This window comes from Sphaerisporangium fuscum (genome assembly GCF_018531465.1).
Classification (GTDB): Bacteria; Actinomycetota; Actinomycetes; order Streptosporangiales; family Streptosporangiaceae; genus Sphaerisporangium; species Sphaerisporangium fuscum.
This window is the reverse complement of sequence record NZ_JAHDTF010000022.1, coordinates 132,906-149,638: the sequence shown is the minus strand read 5'-3', so window position 1 is coordinate 149,638 and position 16,733 is coordinate 132,906. Positions and strand designations below refer to the sequence as shown.

Sequence of the window (16,733 nt, the reverse complement as noted above, 5' to 3'; positions counted from 1 at the left end):
GCCACGCACCCGATGGCGGGACACGTACGATTTGGTCATGTCCCGCCGCCAGTCGCGGCGTGCGTTGTCGTTGTGCGTGCTGCTGACCGGTGTGCTGACCGGTGCCCTCCTTCGCGCCACACCCTCAGCGCACGCCCATGCCGACCCCTCGCATCCGCGTGCCGCCGATCGCGGCCCGGTGGCGCTGCTCCAGGAGTCGGCGACCGCGCGGCTGGCGACCGACGGCTCCCTGTCCGACGTCGTGGGGCTGACCAAGACCAACATCTGGGCGGTCGGCCAGGAGGACGTCTGGGAGGCCTGGCAGAACCGCGGCGTGATCACCCACTGGGACGGCACGGCCTGGACCGAGATCGGTATCCGCAACGACGTCTCCAGCGCCGGGCACCTGCGGTCGGTGGCCGCCGCCTCGCCCGGCGAGATCTGGGCGGTCGGCGAGGGCCACGACGGCCTGCCCTACGTCGTGCGCGGCGACGGATCGGTGTTCGACCGGGTCGGCGTGCCGCAGTTCGCCTCCGGCGACTGGCTGGGCGCCGTCGCGGCCGTCCCGGGCCGGGTGGTCGCGGTCGGCAGCCGCGGCAAGAAGACGCTCATCGCCACCGGCACCTCCAAGGGCTGGACCGCCCAGGAGGGCAAGATCAGGGGCACCCTGTACGGCGTGGCGGTGACGCAGAAGGGCGACGGCTGGGCGGTCGGCGACGACGGCGGCCGGCCGGTGATCATGAAGTTGTCCGGCACCACCTGGAAGCCCGCCACCGTGCCGTCCGTCGAGGGCGGCTTCCTGCGCGACGTCTACATCGACGGGCCGAAGAAGGCCGTCGCCGTGGGGGGCGTCTACCACGACGGGAAGAAGATCACGCCGCTGATCCTCACCTGGAACGGCAAGCGCTGGAGCCAGGCGTCCGTCCCGCAGGAGTACGCCGAGCTGTACGGCGTCACCGGCGACGGCAAGGGGCACTTCTGGGTGTCGGGCTTCGACCCCGACCACCCCGGGCAGGCGTTCCTGCTGAAGGGAAGCGGGCCGGCGTGGCACGTGGTGCGCGGTGAGCCCGCCGCCCGGCCGCGCACGATGCGGCTGCAGGCGGTCACCCACGTCGGCGACCTCACCTTGGCCGTGGGGCACGTGGTCGACGCCGGCGACCGTTACACCGACGTGGTCGAGCGCTTCCAGCAGGGCGGCGGCGCCAAGAGCGAGGCCGCGCCGGCTCCCTCGCTCCGCCCCACCTCCGCCCCGGGTCTCGGCGGGGCCCCCGGCTCCGGGGCCGGCACCCCCACCGACGCCCCCTCGTGAGCGGCCGGGTGACCTGAGGCCCGGGGCGTCAGGGCTCAGATCACCTGAGGCCGGGTCGCGGGCGGTCAGATGACCGCGCCGTCGTCCCACCCGGAGTCGGGCGGCGGGCCGTCGCCCATGCGGACGATCAGCGCGACGAAGCCCCCGATGAACGCCGCGATGGCGGCGAACACGATCCAGCCGTCCATGGGCCAGGACAGCAGCGCGGCGAGCAGGAGGTAGGCGGGGCCGCCGAACAACGCCAGCCATGCGATCTTGGTGCCGGGGTCCATCTTGGGCAGCGGCGGCGGGGGAGGGGGGACATAGTGATCGTCGTCGTCCTCCTCGCCGGAGGCGACGGCGGTCTCTTCCTTGCGGATCTCCGCTGAGGTCTCCGCCTTCACCGCCTGGTAGGCGTCGTCGGGGGAGACGTTCTCGCGGTCCGGCCATGGCTGACCTGCCGCGGTGGGATCGGCGGTCTCGTTGAAGGAGGCGACGATCTGACGCCAGACCTCGTCCTCATCGCTCTGCGGCGTCACCGGTCACTTCGATTCGTCCAATGCTCGTGTCCCGCTCGCGGGGCGGCTGCTGATGATCGTGGTCGCTTCGCTCGGTCGCCGGCCGGCACGTTGCGTCGCCGCCTCGCGCACGGCTCGCCGCCGAGGTCGGATCAGTCTCTCTGCAAGGGTACCGACGCGTGGGTCTTGATGAAGTCGAGGCTCCCCTCGAAAATGCGCGGCGCATCGTTGTCGAGGGTCGCGACGTGGTAGCTGTCGAGGCACTGACGCACGGTCAGATTGTCGCCCATCACCTTCTGGAGCAGCTCGACGCTCGCGGGTTTGACCACGTGGTCCTCCGGGCTGTGGTAGACGAGCACCGGCTGGGTGATGAGGTGCAGCTCCGACTGCACCAGCGACCACAGCGTCGGCAGGGTGGCCGCCGCCCTGATGGGGGTGCGGGTGTAGCCCAGCTCGGTCGCGTCCTCGCGCTTGATGTCGCCCGCGACGCCCGGGACCGATGACACGAAGAACTTCAGGACCGGTGCCAGCGCGAGCAGCGGCACGTCGTTGACGATGGACGGGTTCACCACCACCACGCCCCGCACATCCCGCCCGTGGACCTCGGCCAGCCGCAGCGCCATGCACCCCCCGAGCGACAGGCCCATGACGAAGACCTCCGCGCACCGGGTGCGCAGGCCCTCGAACTCCCTCTCGAGCTCGGCGTACCAGTCCTCCCATCGGGTGCGGTTCATCTCCTGCCAGGTGGTGCCGTGACCGGGCAGCCGGGGCAGTGACACGGTCAGGCCCGCCGCCGCGAGATGCTTGGCCCAGGGGCGCAGCGACTGCGGCGACCCGGTGAACCCGTGGCAGAGCAGGACCCCGACCTGACCACCCTCATGGTGGAACGGCTCGGCGCCGGGCATGAGCGGCATGATGGGTTCCTCTCCTGATGCGGCTCCGCCTGATCGTCGCACGTTCGGGGCCGTACCGCGAGATACCGGAGGCCGGTGTCGCGTCCCGCCGCCGGTGAGGTGTAGGTCCGGTGCGCCGGGCATGCGAAAATGACGCCACGCCGGTTACACGGCCGTGAACGCCGGTAGAAGCCAAGAGAAGAGGTGCCCCGCGTGTTCTACTGGGTGGTGAAGGCCATTCTGGGTCCGTTCCTCCATCTGGTGTTCCGTCCCTGGGCCGAGGGCACCGAGAACGTCCCGAGGGAGGGGCCCGCGATCCTGGCCGGCAACCACCTGTCGTTCGCCGACCACTTCTTCGGGCCGCTGCACCTGCCCCGCAAGGTCATCACCCTGGGCAAGGCCGAATACTTCACCGGGCGCGGCATCAAGGGCCTGCTCAGCCGTGCCTTCTTCACCGGGGTCGGCACGGTGCCGATCGACCGCTCCGGCGGCAAGGCCAGCGAGGCCGCGCTGCGCACCGGGCTGCGCATTCTGCGCCAGGGCGACATCCTCGGCATCTACCCCGAAGGCACCCGCACCCCCGACGGCCGCCTCTACAAGGGCAAGACGGGCGTCGCCCGCCTCGCCCTGGAGTCCCGGGCGCCGGTGATCCCGTGGGCCATGGTCAACACCTTCGAGATGATGCCTCCGGGCCGCGTCTTCCCCAAGCTCGGCATCCGCCCCGGCGTCAGGTTCGGCAAGCCGCTCGACTTCTCGCGCTACTACGGCATGGAAGACGACCGTCTCGTCCTCCGCGCCGTCACCGACGAGATCATGTACGCCCTGATGGAGCTCTCCGGCCAGGAGTACGTCGACAAGTACGCCGCCAGCGCGAAGGTGGAGATGGCCCGCGCCGCCAGGAACGCCGCCAAGTCCGCCTGACCCGCCGGCGCCGCTCACGGCGCGGCGGTCCCGCGATCCCCCGGGCCGGTGCGGGCGGCGGCCACGGCGGCCTGGCCCAGGCTGATGCCCGCGTCGTTGGGGGGGACGTGGGAGTGCAGGAGCACCGTGAAGCCCCGCTCCTCCAGGAGCGTCGTCGCGCGCTCCAGCAGGAACACGTTCTGGAACACCCCGCCGGACAGGGCCACCGTGCCGAGCCCCGTCCGTTCCCGCACCCGCCCGCAGCCGTCCGCGACGAGCCGGGCCACACCGTTGTGGAAGCGCGCCGCGACCACGGGCGCCTCGGCACTCCCGCCAAGGTCCTCCAGCACCGCCTCGACCAGGTCGAGGCCGCTCGCGACGAACGTCCCGTCCGGCCGGTCCAGCAGCCGGCTCGGGTACGCCCCCCGCTCCCCGGCCGCGGCGATCTGCTCCAGTTCGACCGCCGCCTGCCCCTCGTAGGTCACCCTGTCGCGCCCGGTCACCAGGGAGGACACCGCGTCGAAGAGGCGCCCTACGCTGGAGGTGAGCGGGGCGTTCACCCCGCGCGCCGCCATGGCGGCCACGGCGTCCCACTGGGCGGCGTTGCGCTCCCGCACGCCCAGCCCCCGCGCGTGCGGTCCGGCGGCGAGGTAGGAGGCGGCCATCCGCCACGGCTGCCGCACCGCCGCCGCCCCGCCGGGCATCGGCACCGGCGCGAGATGCCCGGCGCGCTCGAAGCCGGCCAGGTCGGCCACGAGGAACTCCCCGCCCCACAGCGTGCCGTCCGGCCCGTACCCCAGCCCGTCGAACGCCACCCCGATCACCGGCCCGGCCGCTCCGTTGTCCGCCAGACACGAGGCGATGTGCGCGTGGTGATGCTGGACGCCCACCAGGCTGACGCCCTCCCGTCCCAGCGCGTACTTCGTCGACAGGTACTCCGGGTGCAGATCGTGGGCCACCACCTCGGCGCGGACGCCGAACAGCCGCTGGAAGTGCGCCACGCCCTCCACGAACGACCGCAGGGTCTCGTGGTTCTCCAGGTCGCCGACATGGTGGGACACGAACGCCCGAAGGCCGTGCGCCAGGCAGAAGGTGTGCTTGAGCTCGGCTCCGCAGCCGAGCACCGGCCGCAGGGCCTCCCGCACCAGCGGCAGCGGCTGCGGTACGTACCCTCGGGAGCGCCTGATCGGCAGCTCCCGTCGCCGGAACACGCGCACCACCGAGTCGTCGGTGCGCGTGTGGATCGGCCGGTCGTGGGTCAGGAAGGCGTCGGCGACGTGCCCGAGCCGCGCGAGGGCGTCCTCGTCCCGGTAGGCGATGGGCTCGTCGGACACGTTCCCGCTGGTGAGCACGATGGGCTGCGGGACCCGGCGCAGCAGCAGGTGGTGGACGGGGGAGTACGGCAGCATGATCCCCAGCGTGCGGGCGCCCGGCGCCACCGAGGGGGCGACGCCGGCGTCCGGGCGGCGGGGCAGCAGGACGATGGGCCGCCGCCGGCCACCGAGCAGCCGTTCGGCCTCGGCGCCGACCCGGCACAGCAGGCGCGCCGCCGTGACGTCCGCCACCATGACCGCGAACGGCCTGTCCTCACGGTGCTTCCTGCCCCGCAGCGCCGCCACCGCCGCCTCCAGGTCGGCCCGCACCGCGAGGTGGTACCCGCCGACGCCTTTCACGGCGAGCACCCCGCCCCGCGCCAGGACCCTGGCGGCGCCCTCCAGCGGGTTCCCGGAGATCTCCCGCTGCGAGCCGCCGACCAGCCGCAGCCGGGGCCCGCAGTCGGGGCAGCACACCGGCTGCGCGTGGAAGCGCCTGCTCGCCGGGTCGTGGTACTCCGCCGCGCACGCCACGCACATCTCGAACGCCGCCATGGTCGTCGCCGCCCGGTCGTAGGGGGAGGCCCGCACGATCGTGAAGCGCGGCCCGCAGGCGGTGCAGTTGATGAACGCGTAGCCGTACCTGCGGTCGGCCGGATCCCAGAGCTCCCGCAGGCAGTCGGCGCAGGTGGCCACGTCGGGGGAGATCAGGGCGCGGCCCCGCCCGGCGCCGGTGCTCGGCGAGATCCGGAAACCCGTCTCGCCGACCGGCGGGATCCGGCGCGCGGTGACCCGGTGGACGATCGCCAGCGGCGGCGGCCGGTGCCGTAGGGCCTCGACGAACTCCGCGACGGTGAGCGGCAGGCCCTCGACCTCGATGAGCACCCCGCGCTCGTCGTTGCCCACCAGCCCGCACAGCCCGAGGCGCGTCGCCAGCCGGTGCACGAACGGCCGGAACCCCACGCCCTGCACCACGCCGTCGACCCGAATCTCCGCCCGGACCCGACCCCTCACATGATCAGTCTCGGGTCGGCCGCCCTACCCGCGCAACGACGACGCGCGGTCCTCTGACCTGCGGCTTCGGAAACCGTCCAGCCGGTCGGCGGCCGTGGACCAGGCGGACGCGCCGCCGCCCGGCTCGTAGCCGGTGATCGGCTCGGCGCGGCGTACGAGCTCGCGGATGTCGGTGACCAGCCCGTGGGCGCGGGCCTGCACCAGGGCGTTGCCGAGGGCGGTGGCCTCCACCGGGCCGGCCAGCACGGGCAGGCCGGTCGCGTCGGCGGTCATCCTGCACAGCAGTTCGTTGCGCGCGCCGCCGCCGACGACGTGCACGACGTCGACGTCGTGGCCGCTCAGGCGTACGGCGTCGCGCACCGCGCGCCGGTAGGCGAGGGCGAGGCTCTCGAGGACGCACCGGACGACCTCGGGCGGCCCCGCCGGCACCGGCTGGCCGGTGCGCTCGCAGTACGCGGCGATCCGCCCCGGCATGTCGCCGGGCGGCAGGAAGGCCGGGTCGTCGGGGTCGACCAGCGAGACGAACGGCCGGGCCCGCGCCGCCGCGGCCAGCAGCGCGCCGAGGTCGGGGCCGCCCCAGGCGCGCAGGCACTCCTGCAGGATCCACAGGCCCATGACGTTGCGGAGAAAGCGGATGGTGCCGTCGACGCCGCTCTCGTTGGTGAAGTTCGCCGCGCGGCTCCCGGCGGTCAGGACGGGGGCCGGCAGCTCGACGCCGACCAGCGACCACGTGCCGGAGGAGATGTAGGCGAAGCGGCGCGTGGTGGCGGGGACGGCCGCGACGGCGGAGGCGGTGTCGTGCGAGGCGACGGCGATCACCGGCACCCCGTCTCTCGCGCCGGTGCCGCCCCCGATCTCGGCCGCCACGTCCGGCCGCAGGACGCCCGCGGCTGACCCGGGGCCGCGCAGGGCGGGGAAGATCGACTCGGGGATGCCGAGGCGGCCCATGAGCGGGCGCGCCCAGTCGCCCGCGCGGACGTCGTACAGCCCGGTCGTCGAGGCGTTGGTGACCTCGGCGCCGGCCGACCCGGTGAGCCAGTAGGTCAGCAGGTCGGGGATCATGAGCAGGGTCTCGGCCCGATCCAGCCGGTCGCGGTCGGCCACGAGCTGGTAGACGGTGTTGAACGGCAGGAACTGCAGGCCGCCGACCTCGTACAGCGCCGCGGCGCCCACCTCGGCGTTCACGCGCTCCATCACCCCGGCGGTCCGTTCGTCGCGGTAGTGCACCGGGTTGCCGATCAGGCGCCCCGCGGAGTCGAGCAGGCCGTAGTCGACCGCCCAGGAGTCCACGCCGACGGAGTCGACGGGCCCGGCCAGGCGCAGGCCGTCGAGGATGCCCTGGTAGAGCGCGAGGATGTCCCAGTGAAGGGTGCCGCCGGCGCGCACCGGCCGGTTGGCGAACCGGTGGACCTCGGTCAGCTCGACCCCGCCGGGGTGGACGCGCGCGGTCATCACCCGCCCGCTGGACGCGCCGAGGTCGACGGCCGCGAACGTGCCGGTGCCGGCGGCCCGGTCAGGGGCGGCGGGTGGACTCGCGGGCGACGAGCTCGGGCTGGAACATGATCTGCTGGTGGGCATGGCTCTCCGGGTTGTCGCACTCGTCTAGCAGGAGCTCGGTGGCGATCCGGCCGAGCCTGTAGGTGGGCTGGCGGATCGAGCTGAGCGACACGGTGGACGCCGCCGCGAAGTCGATGTCGTCGTAGCCGATGAGCGCGACGTCGTCGGGCACCCGGACCCCGGCCTGCAGGAGGCCGCGCAGCAGGCCGAGGGCCAGCAGGTCGTTGGCGCAGAACACGGCGTCGGGCAGGCGCCCCCCGCCGGCGAGCTTCTCGGCCGCCCGCTGCCCGGCCCTGGCGTTCATGGCGGGCATCTCGATGACGGAGAGAGCGGTCGCCGGGTCGAGCCCGGCCGCCGCGAGGGCCTGCTCGGCGCCGCTCATGCGCTCCGCGCACTGGCGCATGGTGAGGGGACCGGTGACGTACGCGAGCCGGGTGGCGCCCCCGTCGATGAGGTGGCCCGCCGCCAGCCGGCCGCCGGTGTTGTCGTTGACGGCGACCGAACACTGGTCGGGCCGGTGGGCGGGGTGGTCGACGAGCACGACGCTGATGCCGCGGTCGCGGATGACGTCGAGCCGGCGCGGGTCCTCGCCGGAGGGCGTGATGAGCAGCCCCCGCACGCGCTGCTCGGCGAAGACGTGGAGGTTGCGCTCCTCTTTGACCCGGTCGCCCGAGGAGTTGCCGAGGATCACGGCGTAGCCGAGCTCGCTCGCCATGTCCTCCACGCCCGCGGCGACGTCGGTGAAGAAGGGGTTGCCGATGTCGATCACCGACAGCCCGATCGTGCGGCTGTGGCCGGCCCGCAGCGTCGAGGCCGATCCGTGCCGGACGAACCCGAGCTCGCGGATGACCTGCTCGACGCGGGACCGGGTCTCGGCCGCCACCTTGTGGGGACGGTTGAGCACGTTGGAGACCGTGCCGGGGGACACCCCGGCCTGCGCGGCTACCTCCTTGATGCTCACCGTGTTCATGGGTGTTCCTCCAGTGGTCACCGTTCATTAAAACGTCTCAGCACCGCACGTGCCGGACCACGTACGAATATCGCACAACCGGCGGTCGTGCGCTGGCGCGGGCGGGCGCGAGGATCACGGGTAACGCTCTGGAAACAGCGGCTTCGCCTCCCATTGACAGGGTCGCGGGACGGCCTTAGCGTCCGGGCAAAGTCATTAAAACGTTTTTGATTCACGATGCCAAGCTCGGAAGGGACGGGTCACGGTGATGGATCCGGGCGAGCCCGACGCGCCGGTCGCCGGCGCCGCGACGCCGGTGCTGGCGCTGCGCCAGGTCAGCAAGTCCTTCGGCGCGGTGCGCGCGTTGAAAGGGGTGTCGCTCGAGCTTTTCGCCGGCGAGGCCCACGCCCTCGCCGGCGAGAACGGCGCGGGCAAGTCCACCCTGGTCAAGACCTTGTCCGGCGTGCACCGCCCCGACGAGGGAGAGGTCCTGGTCGACGGCCGGCCCGTGGAGTTCACCGGCCCCGCCGCCGCGCAGGAGGCGGGCGTGGCCGTGATCTACCAGGAGCCCACCCTCTTCCCCGACCTGTCGGTGGCGGAGAACATCTTCATGGGCCGCCAGCCGCGCGCGTCGTTCGGCCGCATCGACCGCGGCGCCATGCGCGCCGAGGCCGCCGGGCTGTTCACCCGGCTCGGCGTCGCCCTGGACCCCGCCAGGCCCGCGCGCGGCCTGTCGATCGCCGACCAGCAGCTCGTCGAGATCGCCAAGGCCCTGTCCCGCCGGGCGCGGGTCCTCATCATGGACGAGCCGACGGCCGCGCTGTCGGGCAACGAGGTCGCCCGGCTGTTCAGCGTCGTCAGGGCGCTCACGGAGCACGGCTGCGCGGTGCTGTTCATCTCCCACCGCCTCGAGGAGATCTTCCAGCTGTGCCGGCGCGTGACCACCCTGCGCGACGGCACCTGGGTGGCGAGCGAGCCCGTCGCCGGCCTCACCGCCGACGACCTGGTCAGGCGCATGGTCGGCCGCGACCTCGACACCCTCTATCCCAAGCGGGAGACCACGCCCGGCGAGGTGGCGCTCACGGTCGGCCGCCTCACCCGCGAGGGCGTGTTCACCGACGTCTCCTTCGAGGTGCGGCGCGGCGAGATCGTCGCCCTGGCCGGGCTGGTCGGCGCGGGACGCAGCGAGGTCGCCCGCGCGATCTTCGGCGTCGACCGCTGGGACGCCGGATGGGTCGAGGTCGCCGGACGCCGCCTGACGGCCGGCAGCCCCACCGCCGCCATGGCGGCCGGCCTCGCCCTGGTGCCCGAGGACCGCCGCCAGCAGGGCCTGGTCATGGACATGTCGATCGAGCGCAACATCGGCCTCACCGGTCTGTCCCGCCTGAGACGCGGCCCGGTGATCTCCCGGGCGGCCGAGCGCGCCCGCGCCCGCGACTGGGCGCTGCGGCTGCGGCTGAAGTTCGTCCGGCTGGGCGACGCGGTGAACGTCCTGTCGGGCGGCAACCAGCAGAAGGTCGTACTGGCCAAGTGGCTGGCCACCGACCCTGCGGTGCTGATCGTCGACGAGCCCACCCGCGGCATCGACATCGGCACCAAGGCCGAGGTGCACCGCCTGCTGTCGGAGCTGGCGGGCCGCGGCATCGCGATCCTCATGATCTCTTCCGACCTGCCGGAGGTGCTGGGCATGGCCGACCGCGTCCTCGTCATGCACGAGGGGCGGCTCGCCGCGGAGATCCCGCGTGAGCGGGCCACCGAGGAGACCGTCATGTCGGCCGCCACCGGAGCCGCCGCGTGAGCGCCGTCACCGCCGGGGAGCGCGGCGCGCGGGGGCTGGTCGAGCTGGTGTTCCGGGCCCGAGAGCTGAGCCTGGTCGTCGCGCTGGCCGCCCTGGTGCTGGTGACCGCCGTCGCCAGCCCCGGCTTCCTGTCCGGCCAGGGCGTCAAGGACATCTTCCTCAACACCTCGATCCTGGCGCTGCTCGCCGTCGGCCAGTCGCCGGTCGTCATCACCAGGAACATCGACCTCTCGGTCGGGTCGGTGGTCGGGCTGGTGGCCTTCTCCACCGGCGAGTTCCTCGCCGCCGACCCGCAAGGCCGGGGCGTCGTCACCGCACTGGTCATCGGCCTCGCCGTCGGCACGGCATGCGGCCTGCTGAACGGCCTGCTGGTCAGCTTCTGCCGGGTGCCGGCGCTGGTCGTCACCCTCGGCACGCTCTACGTCATCCAGGGCTTCGACCACTACATCGCCCACGGCCGGCAGATCAACGCCGCCGACCTCCCGGCCGCCGTGCTGCGCCTGGGCAACGAGGGTGTGCTCGGCGTGCCGTACCTGCCGATCATCACGGCGGCGGTGATGCTGGCCACCGGCTACTACCTGCGTTCCTATCCCTCCGGGCGCGACTTCTACGCGATCGGTTCCAGCCCGGAGGCGGCGCGCCTGGCCGGTGTGCCGGTGCGGCGCCGCGTCCTGGCCGCCTACCTCTTCAGCGGCGCCCTCGCCGGCCTGGCCGGGGTGCTGTGGCTGGCGCGGTTCGGCACCGTCGTCGCCGACCCGGCCCGCGGCTGGGAGCTGACGGTCGTCAGCGCCGCCGTGGTCGGCGGGGTCGCCATCGTCGGCGGCGTCGGCACGGTGTACGGCGCGGCGCTCGGCGCGCTGCTGCTGACCACCATCGGCAGCGCCCTGGTGGTGCTGAAGGTGAATTCGTTCTGGCAGCAGGCCCTGACCGGCGCGCTGCTGCTGCTCGCCATCACCGTCGACCGGCTGCTCGCGTCGCGGGTCGACCGGCTGCTGCGCAACAGGAGCGTCCGTCATGGCGTCTGACCTGGTCACGACCACCGGCAACCCGCCGAGGCCGGCCCCTGCGGCCCGGTCCCCGATCGGCCGTCTCCTCCGCTGGGACGTCCTGGTCACCGCGCTGCTGGTCGTGGTGTTCCTCGCCGGGGCCGCCGGGTCGCCCGGCTTCGCCGACGCGGGCAACCTGTCGTTCGCGCTCGGCGACCTCGGCGAGATCGCGCTGATCGCCCTGGCGATGACGCTGCTCGTGGTGGCCGCCGAGGTCGACCTGTCGGTGGCGTCGGTGCTCGGCCTGTCGAGCGCCCTGCTCGGCGCGCTGTGGGACGCCGGCTGGGCGATCGAGACGATCATCCCGCTGGTGGTGCTCGCCGGCGCGGTCTGCGGACTGGTGAACGGCCTGCTGGTCACCAGGCTGGGGCTTCCCTCGCTGGCGGTCACCATCGGCACCATGGCGCTCTACCGCGGCCTCGCCTACGTCGTGCTCGGCGACAGGGCCGTCGCGGAGTTCCCCCAGCAGTACACCGGCCTGGTCACCGGCGACATCCCCGGCACGCCCGTCCCGTACCCCGTCGGGCTGTTCGTCCTGCTGGCGATCGTGACGGGCGTCGTCCTGCACGCCACCGGCACCGGGCGCTCGCTGTTCGCGATCGGCTCCCAGGAGGAGGCGGCGTTCTTCGCCGGCATCCGGGTCAAGCGCGTCAAACTGGTGCTCTTCGTGGTGTCCGGCCTGGTGGCCGGCTTCGCCGGCGTCGTCTACACCCTGAGGTACGGCAGCGCGCGCGCCGACAACGGGTTCGGCGTCGAACTCGCCGTCATCGCGGCCGTGCTGCTCGGCGGGGTCGACTTCGACGGCGGCAAGGGCACCCTCGGCGGCGTCATCGCCGGAGTGCTGCTCATCGGGCTGCTCCGCAACCTCCTCATGCTCGACGACGTGGCGACCGAGATCCAGTCGATCGTCACCGGCCTGCTCCTCATCGTCTCGGTGCTCACGCCGCGGCTCGCGGCCGTCCTGCGCCGGCGGCGCCGGGCCCCGTCTTCCCCCGCCCCCCGCTCCACCACGGAAGAAGGAAATCGATGATGACGCCCACCCCATGGCGGTTCGCCACCGCGTTCCTCGCCTCGAGCGTGCTCGCGCTCGGCCTGGCGGCCTGCGGCGGCACCACGAAAGGCTCCGCCCAGGCCTCCGCGGCCCCGGCGCGGCCCGCCGCGTCGTCGCCCGCCAAGGCCGACCCGAACGCCCCCCTCAAGCAGGGGCTGAAGCTGGCCTTCCTCCCCAAGCAGATCAACAATCCGTACCTGACGCTCCTCGACAACGCCGGCATCGAGGCGGCCAAGGAGTTCGCGGGCACGGCCAAGGAGGTCGGCCCGTCCGACGCGTCGGCGTCGTCGCAGATCTCCTACATCAACACCCTCACCCAGCAGGGCCAGGACGCCATCCTCATCTCGGCCAACGACGCCAACGCGGTGTGCGGGCCGCTCAAGCAGGCGATGGGCAAGGGCATCAAGATCGTGGCCTACGACTCCGACGCCGCCAAGGACTGCCGCGACCTGTTCATCAACCAGGCCGCCTCCGAGGAGGTCGGCCGCAGCCAGGTGAAGCTGCTGGCCGACCTGATCGGCCACAAGGGTGACATCGCCATCCTCTCGGCCACCGCGAACGCCACCAACCAGAACACCTGGATCGGCTTCATGAAGGACGAGCTGACCAAGCCCGAGTACAAGGACATGAAGCTCGTCAAGGTCGCCTACGGCGACGACGACGACCAGAAGTCCTTCCAGCAGACCCAGGGCCTGCTGCAGGCCTACCCGGACCTCAAGGGCATCATCTCCCCGACCACCGTGGGCATCTCGGCCGCCGCCCGCTACATCTCCGGCTCCAAGTACAAGGGCAGGGTCGTGCTGACCGGCCTCGGCACCCCCAACCAGATGCGCCAGTTCGTCAAGGACGGCACGGTGCGGAAGTTCGCCCTGTGGAACCCCAAGGACCTCGGCTACCTCGCCGCCTACGCCGCCGCCGCGCTCTCCTCCGGCCGGATCACCGGCGCCGAGGGCGAGACCTTCACGGCGGGCAGGCTCGGTGAGAAGACCATCGGCGAGGACGGCGAGATCATCCTCGGCCCGCCCTTCACCTTCGAGGCCTCGAACATCGACCAGTTCGACTTCTAGACCGACATCTCGACACCGGATCGGGGACGCATGACATCCGACATCAAGGCGGCACTGCGCCGCCAGCGCATCGAGACGCCCTCCTGGGCGTACGGCAACTCCGGCACGCGCTTCAAGGTCTTCGCCCAGCGGGGCGTGCCGCGGGACCCGTACGAGAAGCTGGCCGACGCCGCCCAGGTGCACCGCTTCACCGGCGTCGCCCCGACGGTCGCCCTGCACATCCCCTGGGACAAGGTGGACGACTACGTCGCCCTGGCCGCCCACGCCCGCGACCTCGGCGTCGCCGTCGGCGCGATCAACACCAACGTCTTCCAGGACGACGACTACAGGCTGGGCAGCGTCACCAACCCCGACGCGGGGGTGCGCCGCAAGGCGCTGGACCACCTGCTCGAATGCGTCGACATCATGGACCTCACCGGGTCCGGCACGCTCAAGCTGTGGTTCTCCGACGGCACCAACTACCCCGGCCAGGACGACATCCGGGCTCGCCAGGACCGCCTGGCCGAGGCCCTGGCCGCGGTGTACGACCGGCTGGGGGAGGGGCAGCGGTTCCTGCTGGAGTACAAGCTGTTCGAGCCCGCCTTCTACATGACCGACCTGCCCGACTGGGGCGCCGCCTACGCCCACTGCCTCAGGCTCGGCCCCAAGGCCCGGGTCGTCGTCGACACCGGCCACCACGCGCCGGGCACCAACATCGAGTTCATCGTGGCGTTCCTGCTGCGCGAGGGGAAGCTCGGCGGGTTCGACTTCAACTCCCGCTTCTACGCCGACGACGACCTGATGGTGGGCGCGGCCGATCCGTTCCAGCTGTTCCGGATCATGTACGAGGTGATCCGGGGCGGCGGCTACACCGACGACGTGGCGTTCATGCTCGACCAGTGCCACAACATCGAGCCCAAGATCCCCGGCCAGATCCGGTCGGTGATGAACGTCCAGGAGGCCACGGCCAAGGCGCTGCTGGTGGACCGCGACGCGCTGGCGAGGGCACAGGCGGACGGCGACGTGCTCGGCGCCAACGCCGTGTTCATGGACGCCTACGACACCGACGTGCGGCCGCTGCTCGCCGAACTGCGCGAGGAGTCGGGGCTCGACGCCGACCCGATGGCCGCCTACCGCCGGTCGGGGTACGCCGAGAAGATCGTCGACGAGCGCGTGGGCGGGACCCAGGCGGGATGGGGGGCATGAGCATGACGGACCGGCAGGTGGTCGAGGAGCTGCTGCGCAGGGCGCGCGCGCTCGGCGCCGACCCGCGCAACACCAACTACGCCGGGGGCAACGCCTCGGCCAAGGGCGTGGCCACCGACCCGGTGACCGGCGGCGACGTCGAGCTGATGTGGGTGAAGGGGTCCGGCGGCGACCTCGGCACCCTGACCGAGGTCGGCCTCGCCGTCCTCAGGCTCGACCGGCTGCGGTCCCTGACCCGCGTCTACCCCGGTGTCGAGCGGGAGGACGAGATGGTCGCCGCGTTCGACCACTGCGCCTTCGGCAGAGGAGGGGCCGCGCCGTCCATCGACACGGCCATGCACGGCCTGGTCGCCGCCGCCCATGTCGACCACCTGCACCCCGACGCCGGCATCGCCCTGGCGACGGCCGAGGACGGCGAGGCGCTGACCCGTGAGATCTTCGGCGGCCGCGTGCTGTGGGTGCCGTGGCGGCGTCCGGGGTTCCAGCTCGGCCTCGACATCGCCGCGCTGAAGGACGCCGACCCCCAGGCGATCGGCGTCGTCCTCGGCGGCCACGGCATCACCGCCTGGGGCGAGACGAGCGAGGAGTGCGGGGCCCGCTCCCTGGAGATCATCCGCACCGCGGAGCGGTACATCGCCGAGCACGGCCGGGACGAGCCGTTCGGGCCGGTCGTCCACCCGCCGCTGCCCGAGGCCGAGCGCGCCGAGCGGGCCGCGGCGCTGTTCCCGCTGATCAGGGGCCTGTGCTCCACCGACGCCCGCCAGGTCGGCCACCACACCGCCACCCCCGAGGTGCTCGACTTCCTCTCCCGGGCCGAGCACCCCCGACTGGCCGCGCTCGGCACCTCCTGCCCCGACCACTTCCTGCGGACCAAGGTGGCGCCGCTGGTGGTCGACCTGCCGCCGGACGCCCCGCTGGAGGACGTCGTCGCCCGGCTGCGCGAGCTGCACGCCGCCTACCGCGACGACTACCGCGCCTACTACGAGCGGCACGCCGTCCCCGGCTCGCCCGCCATGCGCGGCGCCGACCCGGCGATCGTGCTGGTCCCCGGCGTCGGCATGTTCAGCTTCGGCAAGGACAAGCAGACCGCACGGGTGGCGGGGGAGTTCTACGTAAACGCGATCAACGTCATGCGCGGCGCGGAGGCGCTGTCCCGCTACCGGCCCATCGAGGAGTCGGAGAAGTTCCGCATCGAGTACTGGGAGCTGGAGGAGGCCAAGCTGCGGCGCCTGCCGGAGCCCAGGCCGCTGGCCACGCGGGTGGCGTTCGTGACCGGCGGGGGTTCGGGCATCGGTGCGGCCACCGCCCGCAGGCTCGCCGCCGAGGGGGCGTGCGTAGTGGTCGCCGACCGTGACCTGGGCGCTGCAGAGAAGGTCGCCGCCGAGATCGGACCGGCGGACGTCGCGGTCGCCGTCGAGGTCGACGTGACCTCCGAGGAGCAGATCGTCGCGGCCCTGCGCCGGGCCGTCCTCGCCTTCGGCGGGGTCGACCTGGTGGTCAACAACGCCGGGCTGTCGCTGTCGCGTCCGCTGCTCGAGACCACCGCCGCCGACTGGGACCTCCAGCACGACGTGATGGCCCGCGGCTCGTTCCTCGTCTCCCGGGAGGCCGCCCGGGTGATGATCGGCCAGGCCATGGGGGGCGACCTGGTCTACATCTCCTCCAAGAACGCCGTCTTCGCCGGGCGGGACAACGTCGCCTACGGTGCCGCCAAGGCCGACCAGGCCCACCAGGTGCGCCTGCTGGCCGCCGAGCTCGGCGAGCACGGCATCCGCGTCAACGGCGTCAACCCCGACGGCGTGGTGCGCGGGTCCGGCATCTTCGCCTCCGGCTGGGGTGCCAACCGGGCGGCGGTGTACGGCGTGCCGGAGGAGAGGCTCGGCGAGTTCTACGCCGGGCGCACGCTGCTCAGGCGCGAGGTGCTGCCCGAGCACGTCGCGGCGGCGGTCTTCGCGCTCACCGGTGGAGACCTCTCGCTGACCACCGGCCTGCACGTCCCGGTCGACGCGGGCGTGGCGGCGGCCTTCCTGCGCTGACCGGTCCCACATCGAGGCCGGCCGGGTGCCAGGGGGCGCCCGGCCGGTCGCTTCGCCGTGGGGCGAGGGCCGGGCGGCGGGGGCCCCGCTGAGCTCAGCGGCCCTGTCGAATGGCCACTTATGGAAGTATGCGCTTGTT

General features: G+C 72.8%; 13 protein-coding genes. 8 read left to right on the top strand and 5 right to left on the bottom strand.

Annotated elements, in window-relative coordinates:
- Positions 1-37: 37 nt before the first annotated feature.
- Complete coding sequence (locus KIK05_RS27310) at positions 38-1,288, top strand: beta propeller repeat protein (protein WP_214413709.1); 1,251 nt, start codon at positions 38-40, stop codon at positions 1,286-1,288.
- Between the two features lie 65 nt (positions 1,289-1,353).
- Here KIK05_RS27310 and KIK05_RS27305 read toward each other — a convergent pair whose 3' ends face one another.
- Both KIK05_RS27305 and KIK05_RS27300 read right to left on the bottom strand, forming a co-directional pair.
- Positions 1,354-1,806, bottom strand: a complete 453-nt coding sequence (locus KIK05_RS27305; protein ID WP_214413708.1) for a hypothetical protein — start codon at positions 1,804-1,806, stop codon at positions 1,354-1,356.
- Positions 1,807-1,937: 131 nt separating this feature from the next.
- Entirely contained in the window at positions 1,938-2,699 is a 762-nt protein-coding gene (locus KIK05_RS27300; RefSeq protein WP_214413707.1) for an alpha/beta hydrolase, read from the bottom strand.
- 192 nt (positions 2,700-2,891) lie between these two features.
- On the opposite strand from KIK05_RS27300, the gene KIK05_RS27295 reads away from it, so the two are divergent.
- Entirely contained in the window at positions 2,892-3,599 is a 708-nt protein-coding gene (locus KIK05_RS27295) for a lysophospholipid acyltransferase family protein (protein ID WP_214413706.1), read from the top strand.
- Between the two features lie 14 nt (positions 3,600-3,613).
- Here KIK05_RS27295 and hypF read toward each other — a convergent pair whose 3' ends face one another.
- The 3 genes from hypF to KIK05_RS27280 form a co-directional block, all read right to left on the bottom strand.
- Positions 3,614-5,905 (bottom strand): carbamoyltransferase HypF, encoded by a 2,292-nt coding sequence (gene hypF / locus KIK05_RS27290; protein ID WP_214413705.1) that lies wholly within the window; start codon positions 5,903-5,905, stop codon positions 3,614-3,616.
- A 24-nt stretch (positions 5,906-5,929) separates the two neighbouring features.
- A complete protein-coding gene (locus tag KIK05_RS27285) occupies positions 5,930-7,357 on the bottom strand; it encodes a rhamnulokinase (protein WP_250563557.1) in 1,428 nt (475 codons plus the stop codon).
- Positions 7,358-7,418: 61 nt separating this feature from the next.
- Entirely contained in the window at positions 7,419-8,432 is a 1,014-nt protein-coding gene (locus KIK05_RS27280) for a LacI family DNA-binding transcriptional regulator (protein ID WP_214413703.1), read from the bottom strand.
- 247 nt (positions 8,433-8,679) lie between these two features.
- On the opposite strand from KIK05_RS27280, the gene KIK05_RS27275 reads away from it, so the two are divergent.
- Genes KIK05_RS27275 through KIK05_RS27250 form a run of 6 tightly spaced genes read left to right on the top strand, consistent with a single transcriptional unit; the run spans position 8,680 to position 16,594 of the window.
- Complete coding sequence (locus KIK05_RS27275; RefSeq protein WP_214413702.1) at positions 8,680-10,209, top strand: sugar ABC transporter ATP-binding protein; 1,530 nt, start codon at positions 8,680-8,682, stop codon at positions 10,207-10,209.
- Positions 10,206-11,234, top strand: coding sequence for an ABC transporter permease (locus KIK05_RS27270; protein WP_214413701.1), 1,029 nt, complete (start codon positions 10,206-10,208; stop codon positions 11,232-11,234). The genes KIK05_RS27275 and KIK05_RS27270 overlap by 4 nt, the downstream gene beginning before the upstream one ends.
- Positions 11,224-12,285, top strand: a complete 1,062-nt coding sequence (locus tag KIK05_RS27265) for an ABC transporter permease (protein WP_214413700.1) — start codon at positions 11,224-11,226, stop codon at positions 12,283-12,285. The genes KIK05_RS27270 and KIK05_RS27265 overlap by 11 nt, the downstream gene beginning before the upstream one ends.
- Positions 12,285-13,373 carry a rhamnose ABC transporter substrate-binding protein gene (rhaS, locus tag KIK05_RS27260; RefSeq protein WP_214413699.1) on the top strand — a complete coding sequence of 363 codons (1,089 nt, stop codon included), beginning with the start codon at positions 12,285-12,287 and terminating at the stop codon, positions 13,371-13,373. The genes KIK05_RS27265 and rhaS overlap by 1 nt, the downstream gene beginning before the upstream one ends.
- 30 nt (positions 13,374-13,403) lie before the next feature.
- Positions 13,404-14,558 carry an L-rhamnose isomerase gene (rhaI, locus tag KIK05_RS27255; protein WP_214413698.1) on the top strand — a complete coding sequence of 385 codons (1,155 nt, stop codon included), beginning with the start codon at positions 13,404-13,406 and terminating at the stop codon, positions 14,556-14,558.
- Positions 14,555-16,594, top strand: coding sequence for a bifunctional aldolase/short-chain dehydrogenase (locus KIK05_RS27250; protein ID WP_214413697.1), 2,040 nt, complete (start codon positions 14,555-14,557; stop codon positions 16,592-16,594). The genes rhaI and KIK05_RS27250 overlap by 4 nt, the downstream gene beginning before the upstream one ends.
- Positions 16,595-16,733 lie beyond the last annotated feature (139 nt).